Below are 24259 nucleotides of genomic sequence, written 5' to 3'. Positions count from 1 at the left end.
GAAATCAGCCGGGCATGTTTGCGAAGCCCTGCTGCAGGCCCTGATAGAGTTCCTCGATCGGCCCCTTGAGCCGCTCGGGCTCGGGCCGGTGCACCAGCCAGCCATTCACATGAGTGGTGAAATCCTCGATCTCCAGCACCTGCAGGGATTTGCGCAATGGGCTTGCCTGCAGGACGGTCGATGCGGTGATGCCGATGCCAAGCCCGCGCGCCACCAGCGAGAGACGGAGATCGGGGCTTAACACTTCGATCGCGATATTGAAGGGCAGATCGGCCTGGTCCAGCGCCCGGCGGATGGCGCGGCGATAGCCACAGCCCCCCTGGTTGAGCACCCAAGGCAGATGAGCGATCGCGCGCAATGTGGTGCGCTTCGGCAGACCGAGGCTATGCGGCGCGACAACCAAAACGGGATGGCGGCTGAGATGTCGCCGCATGAGGTGCTCCGGCGGATCCATCTCTTCAGGCACAAAGACCGCGGCGGCATCGATGCCGTTATCGTCGATTTTTCGAAGCAGCTCGCCCGACCAAGCAGTCGTGACATGCATCGTCAGTTTCGGATAGCGGGTGCGCAGGTGATCGAGTGGCGATGCCAAGGCCACATCCGACAGAAAGGGCGTGAGGCCCAGCCGGAAGGAGCCGGTGATTTCGCCCTCCGGCGTCAGGTTGCGGCAAAATTCGGCGACGGAATGGGCGATGCGGCGGCCCAGCTCATAAGCCTCTCGGCCAGCGGCCGTCGGCTTGAGTGGCTTCGACTGCCGATCGAGCAACTCCACTCCCAGTAATTCTTCCAGATTCTGCACCCGCCGGGTGACGCCGGGCTGGGTCAGATGCAGTCGCCGGGCGGCCGAAACGATAGAGCCGGTCTCCACCACCGCCAGAAAAGCATCGATATCCCGCGTGTTCATGCTGATCTCGCATAAAGACAATTAATATAATTTAATAGTATTATATTGTGATGCCGGCTACCTCTCAAGGAACTTCAGCTTGAAGAGGATTCGCCAATGGATGGGCAATTTCCCGAAACTGCCGCGGACATCACCGGCAAGGCCCTCGCGGCCGACGCAATTGCCACCGGCGAGAGACAGGGGGTTTCGACCTGGTTTTTCGCCATGGCCGTAGCCGTCGTGGTGCTCAACCTGTTTTCCGCCCAACCCCTGGTCGATGTAATCGGGCCGGCGATCGGCCTGGCGCCCACCGCCTATGGCCTAGTCTCGATGCTCACTTTGCTCGGCTATGCCGCGGGGTTGATCCTACTGGTGCCGATGGTGGACCTGGCCGAAAATCGCCGGCTCATTCTGCAAATGCTGATTGGCGATGTCCTGGCATTGGCCGTTGCGGCGACCGCGCAACAGTCCTGGATTTTCCTTGCCGCAAGCTTCACCCTCGGCATGACCATGAGCGTCATTCAAATGCTGGTACCCCTGGCCGCGTCGCTGACCCCGGAATCCCAGCGTGGCCGTGTTGTCGGCAATGTCATGAGCGGCCTGATGCTCGGCATCATGCTGTCCCGGCCTCTGGCGAGCCTGATTGCCGAATATCTCGGCTGGCGCAGCGTCTATGGGCTGTCGGCCGTTGCAGTAGCACTGCTGGTCATAGCGCTCGCATGGCGTCTGCCGCGGCGCCGACCGGCACCCGGTCTTTCTTATGCGGCACTGATCGGCTCACTTTCGACCTTGCTGCGAACCGAGCGAGTCCTGCGCCTGCGTGCCGCGACCGCTGGTCTGTGTTTCGGCAGCTTCAGCTTGTTCTGGACCGCGATCGCCCTGCGCTTGCATGCAGCCCCCTTCCATTTGACCGCAAACGGCCTGGCCGCCTTCGCACTTGCCGGTGTCGGTGGGATTGTCATGGCACCTTTGGCCGGCCGGCTTGGTGACCGCGGCTGGGGTCCGGCAGCTGTCGTGATCTCCGATCTCCTGGTGGTCGGCGCTATGGCCCTGGCTTGGCTGGCCGGCAGTGATGGTTTGGCAAGCCATCCGGACTGGGCGCTGGGTCTTATGGTCGCCGCCGCCCTGTTGCTCGATCTCGGCGTGGTTGGGGATCAGACCCTCGGTCGGCGCGCAATTAACCTTCTCAATCCGGCGGCGCGCGGCCGGCTGAACGGGCTTTTCACCGGCAGTTTCTTTATTGGCGGAGCCTGCGGCTCGCTGGCGGCCGGTGCCGCCTGGGTCTGGGCCGGCTGGAGTCTGATCTGCTTGCTGGCAATCCTCGCCGGCGCGGTTGCCTGTCTATTGTCCCTGGTGGATGTGATCGCCCTCCGGAACAGTAAGGGCCGATAGTCTTGCGTTGGCTTCCGATAGAGCCTCTCGCCAACCACTCGGCGGTCGCTGCCTTCAGCGCGGAAGCGCGCATCGCCGCGAGCTCCGCGATGCGTTATCTCGGCCAGCCCTGCAAACATTTTGGCCATAAGGTGCCATCGGCACTGGAAGGCGATCCCGGCTGGATCACGTTCGATTTCGGCCGCTGCCATCTGGCGGCGACCGAGGCCGAGCTCAGCCTGCACGCCGTGGCCTCAGCTGATCCGCAAACCCGTCTCGGGGTCGAACAGGCTGGCGCGGGACATGTCGGCCGCGAAACGCGCAGTGCCACCGGCGCGCTGTAGATCGCCGGGGCGCAGCCGGGCGGTGATTTGATCGCCACCGAGCCGCAAGGTGCCTAAAGTATCGGCGCCCGTGGGCTCCAGCACCTCAACTTGGGCCTCGAACGACGCGAGATGCGGTACGCTCTCTGTGCCGCCATCTGCCAGCGTAACGGTTTCCGGCCGGATGCCGAGGATGACTGGCCGATCGATTTGCGCCTCAACCGCAGCCGCGCCCGTTGCGGCCAGGGGCAGGAAACTGGCACCCGTCGCACCTGCTTTGCTCATGACGCCGATCCGGCCGTCCTGGCGGCGCAGCTCGCCGTGAATGAAGTTCATCCCCGGCGAGCCGATGAAGTCGGCAATGTAGAGATTGGCCGGACGTTCATAGATCTCCTGGGGAGTCGCGAATTGCTGCACCACGCCGTCACGCATGATGGCGATACGCGAGGCCAAAGTCATCGCCTCGATCTGATCATGGGTGACATAGACGATGGTCGTGCCAAGGCGCTGATGCAGCTTCTTCAACTCGGTGCGCATCTCGACCCGCAGCTTGGCATCGAGATTGGAGAGCGGTTCGTCGAACAGGAAGACTTTGGGGTCGCGCACCATGGCGCGGCCGATGGCGACACGCTGGCGCTGCCCACCGGATAAAGCAGCCGGCTTGCGATCGAGGAGATGATCGATCTGCAGCACTGACGCGACTTTCTCGATCGCTTGCTGCCGCTCCGCCTTGGCAACACCGCGCATCTCCAGGCCAAAGCCGAGATTGCGCGCTACGGTCATGTTGGGATAGAGCGCGTAAGACTGGAACACCATCGCGATATTGCGGTTTTTCGGATGCACCCGCACGATCGACTGGCCATCGATCAGCACATCGCCGTCGCTGGGTTCGATCAACCCGGCGATGATGTTGAGCAAGGTCGATTTGCCACAGCCGGATGAACCCAGCAGGACCAGGAACTCGCCGTCTTCGAGATCGAGATCAATGCCTTTCAGGGTCTCGACCGGACCATAGCGCTTCTTGATCCGCCGCAATGTCAGTGTCGCCATAATCCGTTCGATCCCTTTCGTCTCAGCTGGCGGCGTCGTAGCGCCGGGGCAGGGTGGAGACGGCGCGTGAGGCGATGCCGACGCCAGCCGCTAATGCCGTATCGATATCGGCACCCCGCGCCATTGCGGCCAGATAACCGGCATTAAAGACGTCGCCGGCGCCGATCGTATCGACCGGCGTCACTTTAGGCGCCGTCACCCGCACGGTCCGGCCGAGATGCTGCCCCATGGCGCCAGCCGCGCCAAGCTTCACCACCAGCTGCGCCGTTGGCGGCAGGAGCCGCCCGATGCGCTCCAAAGCCGCCTCGACCGTCTGCGTGCCGGCCAGCGAGGTTATCTCCACCTCATTGACCAGGAAATGCGCACAATAAGGCAGCCAGGCCCGCGTCATCGTCAGGATTTCCGGGGTCCAGCCCCGGATCGGCCAGCCGGTGTCGAGGGCGATCTCGATGTTATGGGCCATGAGCCAGGTGAACAGCTCGGCATAATCGGCGGTCAGCCGGTCGGTCAGATAGCAGCCGGCAACTAGGGCGATACCCCCACGCAAGGCTTCGATATCCAGGCAGCTCTTCACCTCCGCCAGGCTGAGCAGCGGGATATGGCCCGGCATGGTGAAAAAAGTGCGCTCGCCATCCGGATGAGTGACGCCGACGGAAAAGGTCGTCGCCGTCTGCTCGACCGGCCAGGCTGCGCTGTGGGCGGCGAAGCTTTCGCGCAGCCAAGCACCGAAGTGATCGTCGCCGGTATTCGCCGCGAGCCGGAACGGGACGCCCATCGCATCCAGCGCCAAGGCCGTGTTGCCGACCGCGCCACCGACCCGGATCTCGCCATGATCGACCATGATCTCGGTGCCGGGACGCGGCCAAGGCGCGGCGGCACCGATGATGATGTCGATATTGACATTCCCGATGAGGGCGAGGGGACGCATGGCCATATCTGCGGTTCTTCCCGCCTACTCGACCCGTGTGACCTTGCCGCTGCGGATCGGCGTGCCGACATCAGCGACACGGCGGCGGGCGATTTCGATGACCAGGCGTTGCGCCGGCGGCAGCAATGCCAAATTGGCGGCGAGATCCTTGGCGTGGCCGACACTGATCTGCAAAGCGCCGGACTGGCTGTCCTGGCCGCTGGCATCGATCAGCACGGTCGGCGAACCGGCCGCCACCGTCTGCCTCGCGAGATCATCGCACAAGGCCGCCGCCGGTTCATCGCCGCGCACCACGACGACACCGACCTTGGGCCCGAGAATTTCCAGCGGCCCGTGCCGGAACTGGCCGCCTTCCAGCGCATAGGCGGGCATGCGTGCGAGCTCCATCGCGCCGAGTGCGGCACCTTCGGCAAGGCCGCGCAGGCCGCGACCGGAAAAAACGATGGTCTCACAATTCTGCAGCGTATCGGCGGCAGCGCTGATATCCGGGTCGACCGGCGCCTGCAGGATACGCAAGGCTGCAGCAGGATCGGCGCCAAGCTCGGCCAGCACCCGCTGATGCAAGGCCAGACTGATCAGCAGGCTGCGTGTCGCCGCGAAAGCCTTTTCCGAACCGCCGGCGCCGATCAGCGAGGGGCAGATTTTGGCCAAGGTCGAGCCGCCTTCCAGGGTCAGGCCGAAAACATCCTCGCGCTTGCCGATGCCGTCGAACAGGCGATGCACTTCAGCGGATTCACCAGATTGCGAGGTAATGATGAGGGTCGCATCGGTGAGATCGATCGGGGTGTAAAGCTGCTCCGACAACGGCAGGGCGAGGCAGCGGATGCCGCAGGCACGATAATCCGGCTCCGCCATGCGGTTGACCGCCTGCGACCCGCCCATACCGAGCAGGATCAGGCGCTTGGTGCGCTTGACCGAGGCGGCGATCTTCACCGCGACCTCGCCATTGGCATTGTAGGAGTCCAAGGCATCGCGGTGCTGCTTCGACATTTCACGATTGAGAGCGGCGAGGCCGGCCGGAATGCCGGCAGCCGATGAACCAGGTGTGGTCATGATCTATCCTTTCACGCCGCCGGTAGTGAGACCGGCGATCAGGGATTTTTGCAGGAAAAAGCCAATCAGCACCGGCGGCAAGGCAGCCAGCACGCCGGCAGTGGCGATCAGGCCGTAATCCGAAACGCGGCCGCCGGCGAGATCGGCGATCGCGACAGTCAGGGTCTTGGCCCGCTGATCAGCGGTGAAGAGCAGGGCATAGAAGAATTCGTCCCAGGCGAGCAGGAAGGCGAACAAGCCGCCGGTCGCCAAAGCCGGGCCGGTGAGGGGCAGGGTGATGCGCCGCCAGATTTGATCCAGCCTCGCACCATCGATCATCGCCGCCAGTTCGATTTCCTGCGGGATATTGTCGAAGCTGCTCTTCAACAGCCAGGTGGTGAAGGGGGCGAGGATGCTGAGATACACCACCGCCAGGCTGAAGACCGAATTGAGGGCGCCAAGCGCGCTCAGGGCGAAATAGATCGGCACCACCAGCGCGACCGGGGGCAGCATATAGGTGGCGACGACGGCATAAAGCGCCAGGCGCTGCCGCCCTGGCGAGCGCGATACCGACCAGGCGCCCGGAATCGCCACCAGCAGCGCACCCAAGGTCGCCATGGTGGCGACCGCGAGGCTGTTGCGCATCGAGGCGAGGAACGCCTTGCCCGCGCTGTTTTCCGCTACCGTCAGCAGCTCGATATAGCGATGGAAGTCGATCTGCTCCGGAATCCAGCGCAGCGGAATGGTGGTAAGATCATTGGTGCTGCTGACGCTCATGATCAGCATCCAGAGAATCGGCGCCAGCAGGAACAGCGCCAGGAGCAGCGCGCAGGCATACACAAAGAAGCTGACCCAGGGATTGCGTCGTTCCATATTGCGCGCTCCGTCCGGCTTATTTCAGCTCGCCCTGCTTGCGCAGGATGGTGACATAACCGGTGATCAACAAGGCGCTGATCAACACCATGATGAGGGCGATCGATCCGCCAAGGCCCGCTTGTTGAAAAGAAAAGGCCTGCTGATAGACCAGAATGCTGATCGTCTTGGTGCTGTTGGCGGGGCCGCCGCGGGTCATCACCCAGATGATATCGAAGACCTTGAAGGCTTCGATGATGCGCAGCACCACGGCGACCGTCAGCGGACCGATCAGGTAAGGCAGGATGACAGCGCGGAAACGCGACCACGGCCCGGCCCCATCAATTACTGCCGCCGCGCGCAATTCGCGCGGCACGGATTGCAGGGCGGCGAGCGCGATCAGCGCCACCAGCGGGAAATTCTTCCAGACATCCGCAAGGCAGATGGCATACAGCGCGCTGCCCGGCTCGCCTAGCCAGGAGCGATAGGCATCGATCAGCCCAAGCTGCGTGAAGAGGGCATTGAAGGCGCCGAAATCGGGATTGTAGATCAGGCGCCACATCGTGGCGTTGACCACGGTGGGGAGAGCCCAGGGCAGGATCATCAAGGCGCGGACAATGCCGCGGCCATGGAACTTCTGATCGAGCAAGAGCGCCGCGAGCAGGCCCAGCAGGAACTCGGCACCCACCGAAATCAGGACGAAGCGGATTGTGGTCCAGACGACTTCATAGAAGGCCGGGGCTGCCAGGACTTTTTGGTAATTGGCCAGTCCCAGCCAATGCACGTCGCCACCTAGCAATTTCGCATCGGTGAAACTGACCGCGACGGTCTTGGCCAAGGGCCAGCCGATGATGAAGGTCATCAGGGCGAGGAGGGGGGCCAGCAACAGCCAGCTCCGCAGACTCATCCAATTCCCATTCATCATCGGCCGTCCAGTGGAGCTTTAAAACTTACAACCCGCCGCCAGCCGCATCCGCCGCCGTCTGCAAGGCATCGGCCGGCGAAGCCGATTTCAGCAGTGCCGTATGGAGTGCCTGCTGCAATTGCGTCGAGAGCTGCTGGTAGGTCGGCGTGGTCGGGCGCGGGAACATGATGCCCAGCGACTTCTTGGCTGCCGCCACCAGGCTTTCCTGGCCCTTGGTCACTGCCGGATCACTATAGGAGCTGGCCCAGATCGGCAGGCTAAGCTTGGCGTATTTATTCTGCACATCCTGCGAGGTCATGAAGACGACATATTTCCAGGCGTCATCCGGATGCTTGCTGGTGGTGGTGACGCCAAGACCCATGGAGCCATTCACCGCCGAGGCTTCGCTCTTGCCAGCGACGCCCGGTGCCGGCACGACTCCGACCTTGCCGACGATCTTGGATTCCTTGGGATCGCCATTGGCCATGTTGTACATATAGGTCCAGTTGAGCGCGAAAGCGGCGTCGCCGCTGGAGAAGACGCGGCGCACATCTTCTTCCAGATATTCCTTGGAATGCGGATTGGTCAGGCCCTTATCCGTGGTCTCGACCATGTATTTGAGCGCATCGACGCCGCCATCGGTCTGGAAGGCGGGCTTGCCGGATTCATCGAGGAACTTGCCGCCATAAGCCGCGACCAAAGTCGTGTAGTCGCAGATTGCCGCTTCCGCCTGCGCCCAGCTCCACACGATCGGGAATTCGACCAGCTTCTTATTCTTGATAATCTCGGCCTGCTTTTCCAATTCCGCCCAGGTCTTGGGCGGATGGGCGATGCCGGCCTTCTTCAGGATCTCGGTATTGTAGAACAGATATTTGGTGTCGAGGATCCAGGGCATGCCGTAGCGATGGCCCTTATATTCGACGGTGGTCCAGGCGCCCGGTAGAACGCCTTTCTTCATTTCCGGCGTGATCTTGTCGGTGACATCGACCAGCACCTTGTTTTCGGCAAATTCGGCCGGCCAAATCACGTCGAACAGCACCACGTCGTAGCCGCTGCCCGCACCTTGGGCCAGGGTCGTCTTGTCGTGCAGGCCTTCATAGGGCACGAATTCGGCATTCACCTTGATGCCCGGATTGGCCTTTTCAAAATCCGCGGTCATCGCCCGCACATCGGATTCGCTGTAAGCCGCCTGGCTCATGAACAGCGCGTTGATGGTGGTATCAGCGAGCGCGCCGTGACCGATCATCTGGCCGCCGGCCAGGAGACCGCCGCCGATAATCGCCTGCATGATCAGCGATTGAAACTTACCTGACATCCCTTCCTCCCAAGCTGCGCCGTGCCTTTCTCCAGCCGGCGGTTTGCACCAAACATCATGGAACTTGCCATGATTAGATCCACGAAAGGTACTTGCATCGCCTTTCGAATTAAATCAATTTGTTTGACTTATTGAGTTTCCGGGAATTTGTCCAGCCTGTCAATCGATAGGCTGCCGGTGCCAGAGGGGAGCGGGACAAGGTTGACACGGCGGATCAACGCGACGGCGGGGACCAATCTGGGCGGCGCCAGTGCCCATAACCGCCGTGTCGTCTTCGACGCCTTGCGCCTGAACGGCAGCCTATCGCGCGCCGAGATCGCCCGCGCGACGCAGCTGACGCCGCAAACTGTCAGCAATATCATCGATCAGTTCGTTGAAACCGGTCTGGTCTCCGCCGATGCGCCGATCCGCGGCGGTCGCGGGCAGCCGGCTACCCCCTATCGCATCGTTGCCAGCGGCGCCTATTCCCTCGGCATTCACATCGATCGCCATCAGATCCTCGGCATCGGCGCCGATCTCAGCGGCCGCACCCTTAGCCGTCATCGCCATCGCCTGCCCAAAGGGGGAGCTAAAAAGGGTTTCGCCATCCTGCTCGATCTGGTCGCCGCGATCCGCCGCGACATCGATCTCGCGGCGCCGCCGGGCGCCCCCCGCTTGCTCGGCCTCGGTGTCGCCATGCCGGGGCCGTTCGGCGTCTGGTCGGACCCGCAGCATCCGCCGGCAGATACCTTGATCGATCCCTGGGTGATGCGCGAATGGCATGAATTCCCGCTGATCGAACGGCTGACCACGGAAACCGGCCTGGAAGCGGTGTTGCAGAACGATGCCGGCGCCGCGGCGATGGCGGAAAAGATGTATGGCACCGCCAGCGGGCTCGATCACTTCGTGCATCTCTATATCGGCTATGGCCTGGGCGCCGGGCTGATCATCCAGGGCGAGATCTATGCCGGCACTGCAGGCAATGCCGGGGAGATCGGCCAGCTGCCGGCCGCCGGATCGGAAGATCGGGAGTCGGAGGGATCAAGGACGCTGGAGCATTATGTCTCCGTCCTCTCCGCCTGCCGCGCGCTCGATCTCGATCCCGGCGCGGCCAATCTCTTTCCCAAATTGGAGGCTTTGCTGGCTGTGGGCGATCCGCGCCTCGATGCCTGGACCGTCCAGGCCGGCCGGCATCTGCGTCAGGCGATCCAGATCGTCGAAGCCCTGTTCGATCCGCAGACGGTCGTGGTCGGCGGACAATTACCGCCCGGCCTGCTGCTGGCAATCACCCGCCATGTCGAGCCGCTATTGTCCTCGGTCTCGCATCGGCCCGGCCGCTCTTTGCCGCGCCTGACGGTCGGCACCGCCGATCTCTGGGTGGTCGCCCAGGGTGCCGCTATGGAGCCGATCTCGCGAACCTTCGATCCGCAATTCCGCGCTTTGCTCAAATCGGCCTAGGGCCGCGCTTCACACAGAGGCCGCATCCTCCCGGCCAGCGAACGACCGGCCGCTCTGATCGAAGAGATAGACGTCTTCGGGATTGGCGGTGAGGCGCAGCTCGGCGCCGCGCTTGACCTCCAGCCCGCCCGGCAGCTTGGCGATGAGCGGCTGATCGCCTGCGCCGATATCGAGATAGGCAAGCTGCACTTCACCGAGTTGTTCGATGTAACTGAGCTTACCCTGCAGCAGGACATCGGCGCCATCGTTGGCAATCCGCAGATCTTCCGGCCGGACGCCAAAGCTGACCGTCGCTCCTGTCACCGTCTCCGGCGTTTCCAGGGGTAACTGCGCGCTCATTCCGCCCGCCAGCTTGACCGAAGTGTACGTGCCGGCGCGTTCGATACTTGCCGGCAGGATATTCATCGCCGGCGAGCCGATGAACTGGGCGACGAACAGATTGCACGGCTTCTTATAGAGCTCCATCGGCGTGCCGACCTGCTCGATGCGCCCGTCTTTCAACACGACGATGCGGTCTGCCAAGGTCATCGCCTCGACCTGATCATGAGTGACATAGATCATTGTCGTCTGCGGCATGGCGTCCTTGAGCTTGGCGATCTCCATGCGGGTGGCGACACGCAGCGCCGCGTCCAGATTGGAGAGCGGCTCGTCGAACAGAAAGACCTTTGGATTGCGCACGATGGCGCGGCCGATGGCGACGCGCTGGCGTTGGCCGCCCGATAACGCCTTGGGCAGGCGATCGAGATATTTGCTCAGCTGCAGGATCTCCGCCGCCTGGCGCACCCGCCGGTCGATCTCCTTCCTGCTTTCCCGGGCGATCTTCATGCCGAAGGCCATGTTGTCATAGACCGTCATATGCGGATAAAGCGCATAGGATTGGAACACCATGGCGATGCCGCGTTTGGAGGGCGGGACATGATTGACCACCTCGCCAGCGATGCTGATCGTACCCTCGGTGATCTCCTCCAGCCCGGCGATCAGGCGCAGCAGCGTGGATTTGCCGCAACCTGACGGTCCGACGAAAACGATGAATTCGCCGGACTCGATCTCAAGATCGATGCCCTGGAGGATCGTCATGCCACCGAAGGATTTCCGGACCTGCCTGAGGGATAGATCAGCCATGATGTTTTCCTGAATGTGCCGCCGGATTGATATTGATGCCGGTATTCTGCGCGCCCGTCATTCCGCGGGTCCACCCGGTTTAAGTTCCGACAGCCAGCGGGTGAAGGCGCCCGGCTTTTCATTGCGGATTTCCAGATCGTTGCGCCGGCGGATCGCCGCCCGCACCAATCTCGCCCCGAGATAGCGCAAGGGTTCCGGCGGCAAGCTCATCCGGCGTTTGAGCCCGACCAATCCGCTGGCGCTCCAGCGGTCCCTGCGCTCCAGCACCAGGCTGGCGAGAATGCGCCCCGCAACCGGCGTCTGGGCGATGCCGGTGCCGTTGAAGCCCATGCCGAAGAAAATATTGGGTTGGTCCTGCAGGTGGTCGAAGACCGGCACATGTTCCGGCGTGCAATCGATCGGACCGGCCCAGTCGTAATCGATTTGCACCTGGCGCAAGCCCGGATAGACTCGGTGCAGCTCACGAATATTGTCGCGCCCGTGTTGCGGGCTGCGGTTGAAGCTGGCGCCGACATCGCCGCGAAAGGCGACATTGCCGCTGCCCCGGCCGAAGATGACGCGGCCTTTCGGCGTGCGTTGATAATAGAGGACATGGGCCTGGGAATCGCAGATCGAAACGCCATCGCGCCAGCCGATGTGGTCAAGCAGATCCGGCACTTCGGCAGTGGCGATCACCTGGCTCGCCACCACGTAAAGATGGCGCCGCAGCTCGGGAACGGCCGAGAGCCAGGCATTCGCCGCCAGTACCACTTTCTCGGCCTGCACCGCACCGCGCGCCGTGCGCAATGTGCAGATCCGGCCCGGCAGGATATCGATCACCGGGCTGCGCTCATGAATGACAACGCCGCGCGAGATCGCCAGATCGCGCAGGCCGATCGCAAGTTTCGCCGGATGGACGGTACCGGCATGGGGCTCGATGATACCTGTATAAGAAACAGAGGAGCCGCTGCGCTGTTCAATCTCTCCGGCACTCAATTGCCTGAAACGATTTGTGCCGGCGGCCTCGGTCATCGCCACCGCACGCGACCAGGCGCCTTCCTGGGCCTTTGAGCTCGCCGTCCACAGCCAGCCATCGAGCCGCAGATCCATGTCGATCACACCTTGCTGCTGAAGCTCCTCCAGCTCGCCGATAGCATCCACCGTCTCGGCGCAAAGCTGCCGCGCTTCTGCATCACCGACCACAGCACTGATCTGGTCCAGTTCGGCAAACCAGGAATGAACCTGGCCGCCATTGCGACCCGAGGCGCCCGATCCACAAAGATCGGCCTCGAGAATGACCACCCGCATTTCCGGCGCGAGTTCGCGGATGCGCAAGGCGGTCCACAAGCCGGTGAAGCCGCCGCCGACAATGACGATATCGGCCCGTTCCTCGCCTTGCAGGGCGTGGGTCGCCGCCTGCGCCGCGATATCCTGCAGCCAAAAGGACCGATTGGTAGGCGCCGCAGCGACCGGTTGACGCAAACGCAACCCCGTCACCTCAGGCCTCCGCCCGGTCGATATAATCGGCATATTTGGTCAGCAGCCAGCCCGGAATCGGCCGCGGCTCCTGCGGGAAACCCCCGATATGCAGGCAGGTCTGGGCGGCGGCGGCCGTCGCCCGGTTGAGCGCGTCGGTCGCCACCCGCTTTTCGCAGATCAACGCGATTACAAAGGAGGCGATGAAGCTGTCGCCAGCGCCGCAGGTATCGAGCACATCGACCGGCGTCGCCGCAACATGGCGGATGGCGTCGCCGTCATGGAAGAAGGCGCCCCGCCGCCCGCAGGTGAGAACGGCCTGTTGCGCACCCGCTTTGCGCAGCGCGCCGAGCAGCGGCTCGACCGGTTCATCCTCGTTTTCGGGCCCCGAAGCAAAAACCAGCGGCACACCGGTGAGCGGCAGCGCCAGATGCGCCGTCGAGACATCGATGCTGAAGCGGATGCGCTCTTCCACCAGGCGCCGCAACAGGTCGGCATTGGCATTGGTGCCGAGATGCACCCAATCGGCAGCAGCGATCTCGTCATAATGCTTGGGTGCGGGCATATAGTTTTCGCCGACGCCGAAGGATTCCAGCAGGAATTTCCGATCGCCGAATTCCTCCCGCAGCAAGGTGACGGCCGTGCCGCCGGGGCGTCGTTCGACATCCTCCGCCGGCAAGCCGAACCGGGTGACTTCCTGGAGCACGATGTCGCCTTCGGGATCGTTGCCGACCGCGCCGAAATACCGGGCCGGCCAGCCGCGTCGCCGCCATTGCACCGCGACATTCAGCGCATTGCCGCCGACGGTCATGAAATCCTTCGTCAGATAGACGTCGAGACAATTGTCGCCAACGGTGACGAGCTTGGGCGAGGCATTGCGTGTCATGCGCTCACCGTGCCCGATCGAGATAGGGTTCGATGCCAGCGAGGCAACGTTTCCAGGCCGAGACTGGATCGAGCGCATAGGAACCGTCGCCGAAAGGTTCGAAGGTGAGCTTACCGGCATAGCCGTGTTCCGCAAGTTGCGACATGTATTGTCCGAGCGGCAGATTGCCGTCGCCCCAGACCAGATGTCCGGCCGGCTTTCCATCGACTACCTGGACATGCGCCACCCGCGTGCCGAACAGACGGAAATAATCCGCCACCGTATCGCCCGCCGCGGCCATGGCGACGGTGTCCAGGACCACGTCGATATTATCGGCGCCGATCTCACCCAGCATGCGGCGGACGCCGGCGGCATCCAGCAGGATATTCGTTTCGATTCGCTGCAATGGTTCGAGTAGGCAGCGAATGCCGCTGCGTCCCGCATAGCCGGCAATCTCCCGGATCGAGTCGACGGAGCGCTTCCACGCTGTTTCCTGGGCTTCCGTCTCGTAGCCGCGGCCCGAGGTCAGGAAGAGATAACGCGCACCCAAAGCCGCGCAGATATCGGCCCCGCGGCAGAAGCGATCGATGCTGGCGCGCCGCAGTTCGGCATCGCCCGAGGCGATATTGATCGGATAGAGCACCTGTTCCGGCGTGAAGCACAAGGTGGAGATGCCGTTATCCGCCAGGACGCGGCGCACCCGCTCGATGCGGGAATCGGTCGCATGGTAAAGATCGAGGTGCTGGGCAGTACCCCATAACTCGATTTCGCGCAGGCCGAAATCCCGCAGCACCTCCACCACCTTCTCGAAGGGGAAATGCTGGAAGCTGAAATTGGCGCCGATCAACTGGCTGGATGCAAGCCGCTGCATGAACCTCCCTTTCGGAAAACCACTATTTGCCGATGCCCTCGGACAGGCCGCGGATGAAATAGCGCTGGGCGGCGAAGAAGACGATCACGATAGGCAAGGCCGAGATCGTCATCGCCGCGAAGACTTCGGCATAATTGGTGCCGTGCGTCGCCATGATCGAGGTCAGGCCCACCGGCAGCGTCTGTGCGCCGACCCCGCTCGAGAAGATCATGGCGAAGAGATATTCATTCCAGGCAAAGAGCACATGCAGGATGATGCAGGAAACGATGATGGGCCGGCAAAGCGGCAGGGTGATGCGCCAGAAGATCTGACCCTCGCTCGCCCCATCCATCACCGCGGCCTCATCGAGATCGCGCGACAGATCGAGCATATAAGCGCGGATCAGGAAGGTGCTGAAGGGCACCCGGAAGGCCGTATAGAGAATGATCAGCGCCCAGTAGGTATTGTAGAGGCCGAGCGCCTGCATCATCTTGACGAGCGGAATGACCGCCACGGTGGGGCTCAGCATCAACCCGCCGAGGACGAAGCCGACGACCAGGGGCTTTGCCGGCATCTTGGTGCGCGTCAGCCCGAAGGCAGTCCAGGCGCTGACCAGCACTGTGCAGAGGCCGGAGGCGACGGTCACCAGGATACTGACGCTCACATAATCGCGCACACCTTGGTTCCAGGCCTGGACATAATTTTCCCATGACCAGCCGATCGGCAAAGCGAAGGGGTTGCCGAAAATCTGTGCGTTATTCTTGAAGCCGTTCAGCGCCATCCAGAGGAGCGGATAGATGACGATAACACCGAGGCAGATCAGGAAGGCGTGCAGAAACGTCTTGGCGATGACGTTCCAGACATTCGCCTGGGAGGTCGCCCGGCCAAGAGGCCGCGTGGAAGACAGAGCGGTCAAAACTGCACCCTCCGCCGTCTGGTATAGAGGAGCTGCGCGATGCCGGTCACCATGGTGACCACGAAGATCACCGCGGCGATTGCCGCGCCATAGCCGAAATTGTTCTCGATGAAACCTTGCTGATAGAGCCAGGTACCGAGAACCTGGCTGCTGTTATTGGGGCCACCCGCTGTCATCACCATGACCTCGTTAAAGACCTGAAAGGCGCCGGTGATGGTGATGATGATCATGAGCCCGGTCATCTCGCGGGTCAGCGGGAAGGTGATGCTCCACAGCCGACGCAGCGGGCCGGCGCCGTCGATGATCGCCGCATCATAAAGCTCGCGGGGAATTTTCTGGATAGCGATGGCGAAGAGCAGCGTCGAATAGCCGAAACCCTGCCACTGGCTCATGGCGATGATGGCGTAGATCGCCGTTTTTGGATCGCCGAGCCAGGGTTTCACCAGTGCATCAAGGCCGACCGATCTCAAGGCCGCATCCAGGAGGCCGATCTCCGGCTGATAGATGAAATAGAAGAGAAGGCCGCTCACTGTGATTGAAATCGCCGAAGGAACAAAATAGATCGCTCGCCAGAACCGCTGCAGGCGCTCCGAGCCAAGACCTTCGATAATCGCCGCCAGCAGGAAGGCGCCGAAGACCTGGAAGACGATGGAGATCACCGCATAGAGGCTGTTGTTCCAAAGCGATGTCCAGACGATCGGGTCATTCAGGAGCCGGTCATAATTCGCCAGGCCGACATTGGTCACCTCGCCGGTGAAAATGTCCTGGTCGGTGGTGCTGACGACAAAATTGTCGACGATGGGGTAATAAACGAACCAGCCGATGAGGATCACCGCGACCGCGACCCAACGGAAGGACAAGAGATTGCGCAAGCGGGGTTTGGGAGCCCCGCTTGCGCCCTGGCCGGTCGCAGCGCCGTAGGAAACAGCGCCGCTATTTACCCCAGTCACAGCCATTGTTTTGTCAACTGCGCGTTATTTTTTCGCATCCGCGGCGGCGGCTTCCTTGACCTGATCCATGACCTGTTCCGGGGTCATCGATCCGCCGGCCAGTGCCTGCAGGCTGGACAGCCAGGCAGCGGCCACGCGCGGCGAATTCGCCGTGTCGAGCCAGGGCATCAGATAGGAGGCGGATTTCAGCACCTGCAGGCCTTCGACGACCGCCGGGCTCATGCTCTTTTCCGACGCACCACCGACCGTCGCGCTGGGCTGGCCGTAAGGCGGTGCCGAGAGGACCTGGCCATGTTCCTTCGAGGTCACGAATTTCATGAAGTCGATCGCCAGCGGAATATTCTTCGAGGCGGTGTTGATCATGTAGCCTTCAGGCGCTCCTTCGACGGCTTTCGCATCGCCTTTGGCGCCTTCCGGCACCGGCAGGACGAAAAAGCCGAAATCGGCCTGCTTCAACGCGGAATCCGGCGCAGCGCTTTGATCGAATTCGATGATCTCCTGATAATACATCGCCGATTTGGCATTGCTGAAAGCCTGCAATGCCGAAGCGTAGGATTCGCCATTCATCGTCGCGCCATTGGTGCAGCGGTCGGCCAGTTCCTTGAATTGCTTCAGCGCTGCGACATAGCCTGGATCGTCGAACTTCGCGGTCTTCGGATTGAAGTCGCGTTCCAGCGTTTCGCGCGGCACGTCATAGGCCAGGAGCTGGCCCACATAATGCACCACCGGCCAAGCCTCCTTGTTGCCGAGGGAGATCGGCACGATGCCGGCTTTTCTGATCGTATCGCAGTTCGACAGCAGCTGCTCGAAGCTGTTGGGCGCGCTCAAGCCGAGCTTGGAGAAGATCTGCTTGTTGTAGCCCATGAACTTGGCATCGAGATAAAGCGGGATGCCGTAATACTTGCCGTTATACTGGAAGGCCTGGACAGCCGCCGGCACCAGCGACTTGCCCCATTCAGTGTCGGGACCAATCACCTTGCTGAGATCGACCGCGCGGTTGCCGCGAACGAAATTGCCGCCCCAGCTTCCCGTCCAGGAGAAATAGACATCGGTAAGCGAATTCGAGGCTACCAGTGTCTTGGTCTTGCCCTTGACGCTGTCATCGCTCTCCTGAATGAGCTCCACCTTCACGCCGGGGTGAAGCTTTTCATATTCCTTGGCGAGATCGACGAAATAGGGCGACAATTGCTGCAGGCCGAACTTCGTCAGCACCGATAGGGTGCCGCTGTAATCGACCTTGGCGGCCGGATCAGCCTCCACCGCCTTGCCGGCGCTGTAGCTTTTGCCGGCCGAGAAGCCGAGCGCCGTGGCGGCGGCGACGGTGACCGCGACGACGTGCAGTGAGCGTTTCATGTGCATCTCCTTCCAGTGTTGTTTTTAGTATTCGACGCGCTTGTAATAGCGCCGCGTCGTCAGCGGATGATTGCGCAAAACCTCAAGATGAGCGCTGAGGCGTTCCAACAGAGTCGCCAACACGATCGGTGAAATCAGGGCGCGGACCTCGCCTGAAATGCCGGGCAGCTTTACGTCGGCGGTATCGAGGATGCGGACCTTATCCGAATAGCGTTTGACGAAATTTTCCACCCGGTCGCCCAGCGGCCGCGTGGCATCTTCGCCCTTGAACAGGAAAACGCTGACGCCGGGCTCGACAAGTTCCAGCGTGCCATGGAAGAAATCCGCCGCATGCACCGGTCGGGTGCGGATCCATTGCATCTCTTCCAGGATGCACATGCCGTAATAATGCGCTTCCGGCCAGACCGAACCGGCGCCGGTGAAGATGTGATAGGTTTCGTCCTTGATGGTCGCAGCAAGCTCGGCGGCCTTGGGCTCAAAGGCTTCCTTCGCATCCACCAGCAGTTTCGGCAATTGCTTCAGCTCGGCGACGATCTTGTCGTAATCGCCATAATCGCCGCGCTCGGCAAGCAGCGCGAGGACAATCAGCAAAGTCTGCAGATAGAAGGATTCCGAGGATGTGTCGTCTTCGGCGAAATTGGTGAAATTGAAATCGGCGTCCTGCGCCAGCGGCGTATCCTTGTGGCCGGTCAGAGAGAGGGTACGCACGCCGCGCTGCTTCAGGAAAGAAAGAAGCTGGACGCTCTCCTTGGTCGTGCCGGAAAGCGAGGGGATGACGACAAGAGCCTTCTTGTCGAGGCCGGCCGGCGGATTAACGACGACCTGGGCCGGATACTGCCAGCTCACCGGAAAAACGGAATGACGCTGGGCCAGTTCGATCGCCGGCAAGGTCAGCAACTGGACACCGCCGGTTCCCATGAAGTAGAGCCGCTCGATACCTTCCGACAATAGCTTCCGCATGACGTCCCGCACGTCACCGGCGATGGAAACGGCGCCGCTTTGAATTCGCACGAAGCGGTCCTTGTCGAAATTGAGCATGTGATCTTCCTCGTATCTGTTGCCGCGGATGTCCGGCGCGATCGGCATCGATCTAGCGCAAATATCCGTGTGAGATCGATCTCACATGCCACAAAAGGTGTGTGAGATCGATCTCACAGCGAGGTTAAGCGGAATACTGCCGTTTGGCAAGCAGATTTGGCGAGCCGGGGCGAGACGCGGCCCGTGCTTAACGCTTCTTCGGATGCGAAACCGAACCGCGCACGATGAGGCGCGTTGGAAAGCGGGTAAGCCGGGGCGCCACTTTCTTGCCGGCGAGCCGGTCGAGCAGCATTTGTGCCGCCAGCGGCCCGATCTCGGCAATGGGCTGTGCCATGACGGTAATCTGCGGATCGGTGAAGGTGGCGAGATCGAAATCGTCAAAGCCGACCAGCGAGACGTCCTGGGGGATCGATAACCCCATCGAGCGCAGGGCGAGAAGGGCCCCTTGCGTCATGAGGCTGTCCACGGTGAAAAGCGCGGTCGGGCGGTCGCGGCGGGAGAACAAGCGAATCGTCGCTTCGATCGCATGTTCGACGGTCGAGCGCGACACGCCGATCAGCGTCTCATCGAGCTCGATGCCGTGCGCCTGCAGGGAATTCCGGTAGCCCGCCAGCCGCTCCTGGGCAGTGAAGATGCGGGATTCGTCGCGCAGCAGCGCGATGCGCCGATGTCCGTTGGCGACCAGGTAATCCACCGCTTCCCGCGCCCCGCCTTCGTTATCGACCAGCACGCTGTCGCAGCGCACATTCTCCGAGACCCGGTCGATCAGAACGATCGGCGCCCCCTCGCGGGCGAGCTTGAGGATATGCTGATTGTCGGTCGCCGACGTGGGGGCGAGAATGAAACCCCGCACACTGAGCGAGCGGAGGCTTTCGAGAAGTTCCCGCTCCTGCTCGACATTCTCCTCGCTGCTGGCAATCAACAGGTTGTGGCCCTGTTTCCTGAACTCCACTTCAAGATCATGGGCAATACGGGCGAAAAAGGGATTCTGGATATCGCCCGGCAGATAGCCGACAATTGGCAGCTGGCCGCTGCGCAGGGCCTGCGCCACGCGGTTCGCCCGGTAACCTAAAGCATCGGCCGCCTCGATGACCCGCAGCGCCGTTTGATCGCCGACATAACCGTAGCTATTGAGCGCGCGGGCTGCCGTGGCGCGCGACACATTCGCGGCGGCAGCAACGTCCTTCAGGGTAACCCCCTTGCGTGTCAAAGCCGATATCCTCTCGATGCCTGCATTAACCGCCGAAACCGGATTGTGGCAGTCCCGCTGGCTTGGCATAACCAGCGTTGTGCCACATCTTCGCCGCGTTTCAAACTGCAAGCGGACAGTCCGCTAGCGGCACCGGCGGTTGTCATTCCTTGACGTCCACAATCACCAGAAAGCGGCGCATCTCGACCGGCGACATTTCACGTCCTGTTGAAATCCGGCGGGAACTGGTACAAACCAATCCTCGCCAAGGGCGCGACCGCTTGCGTTGCGGTCCCGCGACAGGGTTGGAAGTTTCCGCCAGGAATAGAATTGCGTGTCAATGTTCGCCTTGATTCCCCGGGACCAGATCAGGTCCGCCCGCATCCATCGGCTCCATGACTATTGGCAGGCTAAATGCGCCGGGCGAGCCGTCCCGGACCGCAGCGACATAGATCCTGCCGAGCTGACGAGCCTGCTGCCCTACCTGCTGATTGCCGAAGTCGAGGCCCAGCCTTTCCGGGTGTTCTACCGGTTGGTTGGCACCAAAGTGGTCGATATGAACGGCGCCGAATTCACCGGACTCTATCTCGACGAGATGACCGGTGAGCAATACAATTACATCGACCAGGGGATAGAAGCTTATCGTCGAGCTTGGTCGCAGCAATGCCCGGTCTACGGGACTTATGACTGGCCAGCGAAATCGGGCGCCATCTATCTGGTGGAATTCTGCATTCTCCCCGTCACCCAGGCCGGTAGCGCCGGTCAGTTTATCGCCATCGAGGATTGGGAGATCAGCGACGCTGCGGCGCCGCGGCATGATCCGCCGGTGCCCTTCATCACACCGGCCCGCCGCATCGATTGCGAATGATCTGATCGCCGAATCAGGCCATCTTCACCAGCCGGTCCTCCGGCAGGGTTACCGTGGCGATGAGACCTTTGCCCGGTGCCGTCTCGATATCAAGACGGCCGCCATGCAGATCGACGATGCGCTGCACGATCGCGAGGCCGAGACCGGTGCCGCCAACCTTCTTGGTATAGATATTCTCGATCTGGTGAAACGGTTCGAGGGCGAGGACCGCTTGCGCGGGTTCCATGCCAATGCCGCTATCTGTCACCTTGAGCATCGGCTGCTGGCCGGCAACGCCGCAATTGATTTCGATACGTCCTTCATTCGGCGTGTATTTGATCGCATTGCTAAGAAGATTGGTCAGCAAAGAGCGCAACTTGATGCGGTCGCCGCGAAACTGCAGATCGGGCGAAACAGTGCAGACCAGCCGATGCCGGCGCTGTTCCAGATCTCGGCGGCAGATATTCGCGACTTCATGACAAAGCTCGGCTGCATTGACGATATCGTTGCTGATACCGCTGGCATTCGCGGCGAGGGCCGCGTGTTCGAGCACGCTGTTGATGAGGTCGAGCAAAGCCCGGCCGGCATCGTGAATGATCGATAGGTATTCGTGTGCCGTGTCATTGCTGGTGCCATGGCCCGGCGAACGCTGCCGCAGCAGGTCGGAAAAGCCGATAATTGCATTGAGCGGGGTACGCAGCTCATGGCTCATATTGGCCAGGAACTCCATCTTGGCGCGGCTCGACGCCTCGGCCTCCTGCTGCGCCTGATGCCGGTACTCGGATTCGAACAGCACCGACATCAGCGACGCGATGGCGATGCAGAAATTGATCTCTTCCGGTTGCCAGCTGCGGTCGGCTGCATTGCGTTCGATGCAGAAGGTCCCGTAATCGTGGCCATAGGCGGCGATGGCAACCGCGATGAGGGCGCCGATATCGGTACCGCGATAATAGCTGCCGCTGAATTCGCCGACGCGCGCGTCGCCGACGACATCGTCGACGACGAGTACACGTTCCCTTTCCAAAGCCGCGCGGTAAAGCGGCATATCGGCTAGCTTCATCGCTTCCAGCGGCTCCTGGCTAAACGTGCAACAGCGGGCGATGCAGATGATATGGCGGTGATCCTCGTCCGGCACCCAGACGCTGCAGCGTTCCACTTGCAGGCCTTTGGCAGCACCTTCGCAGATGCGGCTGAGCGCTTCGGATAGCGGCATCCCCGCCGGCTGGCCGTCCTTGAGAATCTCGATAAGGGCGGCATTCAGGCGCTCTTCGCGCTGCCGGCGTTTCTGCCGTTCGGCGGATTCCGAGATGCGCTGCAATTCGATCGCCGCGCGGTCGGCAAAAAGCTCGAGCAGGCCAAGCGCATTATGCTCCGGATCGAAAGGCCGGCGGCGCAAGGCGACCATCAGGCCGATTGGCTGCTCGCTTTGATCCCGCAATATGACGCCGGCATAGCCCCGGATCCCCATTTCGGCCAGCATGCGATCGTCCGGAAAGAGCCGCTGCACATCGTCGGGAATGAAGCAGGCGCCGCCTTCGACGGTATTGGCGCAGGGCGACCCGCTCAGTGCGTAAACCATCTCCGCCGGCAGGTTTTCCATGCCAGCGAGGGCGACGATGGTTACCAGACGCTCGGTCGGGCTACCGGGCTGTGAATTGTGCTGCGATGCATGGCTGAGGCGCCCGATCATCAAGTAATCGGCGGGAATGAGCGGCGCCAATGTCTGCGCCAATCGGTCCAGATAGACCTGCTTATGAGCGCCGGAGAGCTGATCGCTCAAACGACGAATTAAGGTCGTTGCGTCATCGGCAGTATGCTCCATGCCAACGCTCCTATATTGCCCGCCCGCCAAATCGACACGCGGTTGCCGGCCGCATGGCGTTCTCGAAACGGTGCCAGGTGATCGGCCGACGCAGAACGGATGGATGCAGGACCGGGCGATGCAGGACCGGGCGATGTGGTCGCATCGTCCGAGCGGACCTACGATATGCCCGCGTTCCGGCTCTGGCCGGCTTGACGCGGCGTCGATAGATCGGTGGCATAATCAGTTTGGAATCATCCCCTGTTCGGGTCTTCCGGGGGTCTTTTCGTCCGGCCAGCAAATCGGAGCGCAAAATGGGCAACCATGTCAATCACCTCGGGCAGCAGATCGGATTCCCGGTACCGGATTGGACCGCCAGGCCGCGGCCGCCGCGCACCGCCCTGACCGGCCGCTTTTGCCGCGTCGAACCGCTTGCGGCGGATCACCACGCTGCCGATCTGCACGGCGCGAACCTACTTGATCGCGAGGGCCGGAATTGGACCTATCTGCCCTATGGACCCTTCAACAACCTTACCGATTATCGGGCCTGGATGTTGAAGAGCTGTGAAGGAGATGATCCGCTGTTTCATGCCATCATCGATCTGGCGAGCGAAAAGGCCGTGGGCATCGCCAGTTACCTGCGGATCGAGCCGGCGGTGGGGGTGATCGAGGTCGGTCATATTAACTATAGCCCGGCCTTGCAGCGCCGGGCGGCAGGCACCGAGGCCATGTATCTGATGATGCGCCGGGTGTTCGATGAATTGGGTTATCGCCGCTATGAATGGAAATGCGACGCCCTTAACGCGCCCTCGTGCGCTGCGGCGAAGCGCCTCGGCTTTCGCTTCGAGGGCATCTTTCGCCAGGCGACGATCTATAAGGGCCGTAACCGCGATACCGCCTGGTATGCGATCACCGACCGGGAATGGCCCGCCCGCAAGGTTGCTTTCGAGAGTTGGCTGGCGCCGGAGAATTTCACCCCGACGGGCGATCAGCGGCGGCCGCTTGACGCCTTCATGCCGGTCGATTGACGGCCAAGCCTAGCGGGTCACCAGGGCGCCTTCCGCAGGTGCATCGGCCGGCCGCTCTCCGAGATGGCGCATCAGGTGCTGTTCCCATTTCTTGAACAGCCAGATGATGCCGTAGGTGAGGGCGAGATAGATCAGCGCAATGGTGATAAAGAGCTCATAGGGCGCAAAGGTCCGGGCGATGATGACCCGGGCGACCCCCGTCAGCTCCAGCAAGGTCACCAGGCTGGCGATCGACGTCGCCTGCAGCATCAGCACCACCTCGTTGGAATAGGCCGGGAGCATGATGCGGAAGGCTTGCGGCAGAATGATCCGCCGCAGCACGGTGAAGCGTGGCATGCCGATGGCACGGGCCGCCTCGACCTCGCCATGGGATACGTTCTGGATCGCCCCGCGCAGAATTTCCGTCGTATAGGCGGCAGTGTTCAGGGTGAAGGCGATCAAGCAGCACCAGAAGCCTTCGCGCAGGAAATCCCACAGGAAGGTGCTTTTGATCCAGTGGAACTGGCCGAGGCCGTAATAGATCAGGAAGAGCTGGATCAGCAGCGGCGTGCCGCGAAAGACATAAGTGTAGATATAGATCGACTTGGAGATCCACGGATTGTGCGAAGCCCGCAGGATGCCCAGCGGCACGGCAAGGCATAGCCCCGCCAGCACCGACAGCAAGGTCAGTTGAATCGTCAGGACAAGGCCGCGGCCAAGGAGATCGGGCAGGCTGTTCCAGATCAGCGGAAAATCGAAGCTCATTGCCTT

General features: G+C 61.8%; 23 protein-coding genes. 5 read left to right on the top strand and 18 right to left on the bottom strand.

Going from position 1 to position 24259, the window contains the following annotated elements:
- Positions 1–4: 4 nt before the first annotated feature.
- Positions 5–904, bottom strand: a complete 900-nt coding sequence (locus SMD27_RS04415; protein ID WP_320507109.1) for a LysR family transcriptional regulator — start codon at positions 902–904, stop codon at positions 5–7.
- Between the two features lie 96 nt (positions 905–1000).
- Between SMD27_RS04415 and SMD27_RS04410 the strand changes: the two genes are divergently transcribed.
- Positions 1001–2275, top strand: coding sequence for an MFS transporter (locus SMD27_RS04410; RefSeq protein WP_320507108.1), 1275 nt, complete (start codon positions 1001–1003; stop codon positions 2273–2275).
- Positions 2276–2364: 89 nt separating this feature from the next.
- Positions 2365–2598 (top strand): DUF2218 domain-containing protein, encoded by a 234-nt coding sequence (locus tag SMD27_RS24100; RefSeq protein ID WP_379991210.1) that lies wholly within the window; start codon positions 2365–2367, stop codon positions 2596–2598.
- On the opposite strand, the gene SMD27_RS04405 is transcribed toward SMD27_RS24100, so the two are convergent.
- The 6 genes from SMD27_RS04405 to SMD27_RS04380 are packed head-to-tail and all read right to left on the bottom strand — an operon-like array spanning position 2509 to position 8658.
- A complete protein-coding gene (locus SMD27_RS04405) occupies positions 2509–3627 on the bottom strand; it encodes an ABC transporter ATP-binding protein (protein ID WP_320507107.1) in 1119 nt (372 codons plus the stop codon). The two genes, SMD27_RS24100 and SMD27_RS04405, sit on opposite strands and share 90 nt — an antisense overlap.
- Before the next feature lie 22 nt (positions 3628–3649).
- Complete coding sequence (locus SMD27_RS04400; RefSeq protein ID WP_320507106.1) at positions 3650–4561, bottom strand: carbohydrate kinase family protein; 912 nt, start codon at positions 4559–4561, stop codon at positions 3650–3652.
- Positions 4562–4579: 18 nt separating this feature from the next.
- Positions 4580–5608, bottom strand: coding sequence for an SIS domain-containing protein (locus SMD27_RS04395; protein WP_320507105.1), 1029 nt, complete (start codon positions 5606–5608; stop codon positions 4580–4582).
- 3 nt (positions 5609–5611) lie between these two features.
- On the bottom strand, positions 5612–6460 hold the full coding sequence (locus tag SMD27_RS04390; RefSeq protein WP_320507104.1) for a carbohydrate ABC transporter permease: 849 nt from the start codon (positions 6458–6460) through the stop codon (positions 5612–5614).
- Between the two features lie 19 nt (positions 6461–6479).
- Complete coding sequence (locus SMD27_RS04385; RefSeq protein WP_320507103.1) at positions 6480–7346, bottom strand: carbohydrate ABC transporter permease; 867 nt, start codon at positions 7344–7346, stop codon at positions 6480–6482.
- Between the two features lie 43 nt (positions 7347–7389).
- Positions 7390–8658: an extracellular solute-binding protein gene (locus SMD27_RS04380; RefSeq protein WP_320507102.1), complete on the bottom strand. Its 1269-nt coding sequence runs from the start codon at positions 8656–8658 to the stop codon at positions 7390–7392.
- Between the two features lie 201 nt (positions 8659–8859).
- Between SMD27_RS04380 and SMD27_RS04375 the strand changes: the two genes are divergently transcribed.
- Positions 8860–10095, top strand: a complete 1236-nt coding sequence (locus SMD27_RS04375; RefSeq protein WP_320507101.1) for an ROK family transcriptional regulator — start codon at positions 8860–8862, stop codon at positions 10093–10095.
- A gap of 9 nt (positions 10096–10104) precedes the next feature.
- Here SMD27_RS04375 and SMD27_RS04370 read toward each other — a convergent pair whose 3' ends face one another.
- From SMD27_RS04370 to SMD27_RS04330, 9 genes are all read right to left on the bottom strand, one after another.
- On the bottom strand, positions 10105–11217 hold the full coding sequence (locus tag SMD27_RS04370; RefSeq protein ID WP_320507100.1) for an ABC transporter ATP-binding protein: 1113 nt from the start codon (positions 11215–11217) through the stop codon (positions 10105–10107).
- Positions 11218–11274: 57 nt separating this feature from the next.
- Positions 11275–12693, bottom strand: coding sequence for an NAD(P)/FAD-dependent oxidoreductase (locus tag SMD27_RS04365; RefSeq protein WP_320507099.1), 1419 nt, complete (start codon positions 12691–12693; stop codon positions 11275–11277).
- Between the two features lies 1 nt (position 12694).
- Complete coding sequence (locus tag SMD27_RS04360; RefSeq protein ID WP_320507098.1) at positions 12695–13558, bottom strand: PfkB family carbohydrate kinase; 864 nt, start codon at positions 13556–13558, stop codon at positions 12695–12697.
- 4 nt (positions 13559–13562) lie between these two features.
- Positions 13563–14408: a sugar phosphate isomerase/epimerase family protein gene (locus SMD27_RS04355; RefSeq protein ID WP_320507097.1), complete on the bottom strand. Its 846-nt coding sequence runs from the start codon at positions 14406–14408 to the stop codon at positions 13563–13565.
- Between the two features lie 22 nt (positions 14409–14430).
- Positions 14431–15303 carry a carbohydrate ABC transporter permease gene (locus tag SMD27_RS04350; RefSeq protein ID WP_320507096.1) on the bottom strand — a complete coding sequence of 291 codons (873 nt, stop codon included), beginning with the start codon at positions 15301–15303 and terminating at the stop codon, positions 14431–14433.
- Entirely contained in the window at positions 15300–16259 is a 960-nt protein-coding gene (locus SMD27_RS04345) for a carbohydrate ABC transporter permease (protein WP_320507095.1), read from the bottom strand. The genes SMD27_RS04350 and SMD27_RS04345 overlap by 4 nt, the downstream gene beginning before the upstream one ends.
- Before the next feature lie 18 nt (positions 16260–16277).
- Positions 16278–17606 carry an ABC transporter substrate-binding protein gene (locus SMD27_RS04340; protein ID WP_320507094.1) on the bottom strand — a complete coding sequence of 443 codons (1329 nt, stop codon included), beginning with the start codon at positions 17604–17606 and terminating at the stop codon, positions 16278–16280.
- Between the two features lie 24 nt (positions 17607–17630).
- Positions 17631–18644 (bottom strand): SIS domain-containing protein, encoded by a 1014-nt coding sequence (locus tag SMD27_RS04335; protein ID WP_320507093.1) that lies wholly within the window; start codon positions 18642–18644, stop codon positions 17631–17633.
- Between the two features lie 187 nt (positions 18645–18831).
- Positions 18832–19854 (bottom strand): LacI family DNA-binding transcriptional regulator, encoded by a 1023-nt coding sequence (locus SMD27_RS04330; RefSeq protein ID WP_320507092.1) that lies wholly within the window; start codon positions 19852–19854, stop codon positions 18832–18834.
- A 319-nt stretch (positions 19855–20173) separates the two neighbouring features.
- On the opposite strand from SMD27_RS04330, the gene SMD27_RS04325 reads away from it, so the two are divergent.
- Positions 20174–20701 (top strand): PAS domain-containing protein, encoded by a 528-nt coding sequence (locus SMD27_RS04325; RefSeq protein ID WP_320507559.1) that lies wholly within the window; start codon positions 20174–20176, stop codon positions 20699–20701.
- A 13-nt stretch (positions 20702–20714) separates the two neighbouring features.
- On the opposite strand, the gene SMD27_RS04320 is transcribed toward SMD27_RS04325, so the two are convergent.
- Positions 20715–22502 carry a GAF domain-containing sensor histidine kinase gene (locus SMD27_RS04320; RefSeq protein ID WP_320507091.1) on the bottom strand — a complete coding sequence of 596 codons (1788 nt, stop codon included), beginning with the start codon at positions 22500–22502 and terminating at the stop codon, positions 20715–20717.
- 293 nt (positions 22503–22795) lie between these two features.
- On the opposite strand from SMD27_RS04320, the gene SMD27_RS04315 reads away from it, so the two are divergent.
- The gene (locus SMD27_RS04315) at positions 22796–23509 is read left to right on the top strand and encodes a GNAT family N-acetyltransferase (protein WP_320507090.1); all 714 of its coding nucleotides are present in this window, start codon (positions 22796–22798) and stop codon (positions 23507–23509) included.
- A gap of 9 nt (positions 23510–23518) precedes the next feature.
- On the opposite strand, the gene SMD27_RS04310 is transcribed toward SMD27_RS04315, so the two are convergent.
- A complete protein-coding gene (locus SMD27_RS04310) occupies positions 23519–24253 on the bottom strand; it encodes an ABC transporter permease (RefSeq protein ID WP_320507089.1) in 735 nt (244 codons plus the stop codon).
- Positions 24254–24259: the final 6 nt, after the last annotated feature.

The organism is Dongia soli (assembly GCF_034044715.1).
GTDB classification, from domain to species: Bacteria; Pseudomonadota; Alphaproteobacteria; order Dongiales; family Dongiaceae; genus Dongia_B; species Dongia_B soli.
The sequence above is the reverse complement of the archived record's forward strand: the minus strand, read 5'-3'. Positions and strand labels throughout refer to the sequence as shown.

What these genes read in the sequence shown, in the direction of transcription:
- SMD27_RS04390 (WP_320507104.1), bottom strand. Translation starts at nt 6,460, where the DNA reads ATGGAACGACGCAATCCCTGGGTCAGCTTCTTTGTGTATGCCTGCGCG.
- SMD27_RS04325 (WP_320507559.1), top strand. Translation starts at nt 20,174, where the DNA reads ATGTTCGCCTTGATTCCCCGGGACCAGATCAGGTCCGCCCGCATCCAT.
- SMD27_RS04355 (WP_320507097.1), bottom strand. Translation starts at nt 14,408, where the DNA reads ATGCAGCGGCTTGCATCCAGCCAGTTGATCGGCGCCAATTTCAGCTTC.
- SMD27_RS04310 (WP_320507089.1), bottom strand. Translation starts at nt 24,253, where the DNA reads ATGAGCTTCGATTTTCCGCTGATCTGGAACAGCCTGCCCGATCTCCTT.
- SMD27_RS04405 (WP_320507107.1), bottom strand. Translation starts at nt 3,627, where the DNA reads ATGGCGACACTGACATTGCGGCGGATCAAGAAGCGCTATGGTCCGGTC.
- SMD27_RS04385 (WP_320507103.1), bottom strand. Translation starts at nt 7,346, where the DNA reads ATGAGTCTGCGGAGCTGGCTGTTGCTGGCCCCCCTCCTCGCCCTGATG.
- SMD27_RS24100 (WP_379991210.1), top strand. Translation starts at nt 2,365, where the DNA reads ATGCGTTATCTCGGCCAGCCCTGCAAACATTTTGGCCATAAGGTGCCA.
- SMD27_RS04400 (WP_320507106.1), bottom strand. Translation starts at nt 4,561, where the DNA reads ATGGCCATGCGTCCCCTCGCCCTCATCGGGAATGTCAATATCGACATC.
- SMD27_RS04320 (WP_320507091.1), bottom strand. Translation starts at nt 22,502, where the DNA reads ATGGAGCATACTGCCGATGACGCAACGACCTTAATTCGTCGTTTGAGC.
- SMD27_RS04395 (WP_320507105.1), bottom strand. Translation starts at nt 5,608, where the DNA reads ATGACCACACCTGGTTCATCGGCTGCCGGCATTCCGGCCGGCCTCGCC.
- SMD27_RS04410 (WP_320507108.1), top strand. Translation starts at nt 1,001, where the DNA reads ATGGATGGGCAATTTCCCGAAACTGCCGCGGACATCACCGGCAAGGCC.
- SMD27_RS04335 (WP_320507093.1), bottom strand. Translation starts at nt 18,644, where the DNA reads ATGCTCAATTTCGACAAGGACCGCTTCGTGCGAATTCAAAGCGGCGCC.
- SMD27_RS04315 (WP_320507090.1), top strand. Translation starts at nt 22,796, where the DNA reads ATGGGCAACCATGTCAATCACCTCGGGCAGCAGATCGGATTCCCGGTA.
- SMD27_RS04415 (WP_320507109.1), bottom strand. Translation starts at nt 904, where the DNA reads ATGAACACGCGGGATATCGATGCTTTTCTGGCGGTGGTGGAGACCGGC.
- SMD27_RS04380 (WP_320507102.1), bottom strand. Translation starts at nt 8,658, where the DNA reads ATGTCAGGTAAGTTTCAATCGCTGATCATGCAGGCGATTATCGGCGGC.
- SMD27_RS04340 (WP_320507094.1), bottom strand. Translation starts at nt 17,606, where the DNA reads ATGAAACGCTCACTGCACGTCGTCGCGGTCACCGTCGCCGCCGCCACG.
- SMD27_RS04360 (WP_320507098.1), bottom strand. Translation starts at nt 13,558, where the DNA reads ATGACACGCAATGCCTCGCCCAAGCTCGTCACCGTTGGCGACAATTGT.
- SMD27_RS04370 (WP_320507100.1), bottom strand. Translation starts at nt 11,217, where the DNA reads ATGGCTGATCTATCCCTCAGGCAGGTCCGGAAATCCTTCGGTGGCATG.
- SMD27_RS04345 (WP_320507095.1), bottom strand. Translation starts at nt 16,259, where the DNA reads ATGGCTGTGACTGGGGTAAATAGCGGCGCTGTTTCCTACGGCGCTGCG.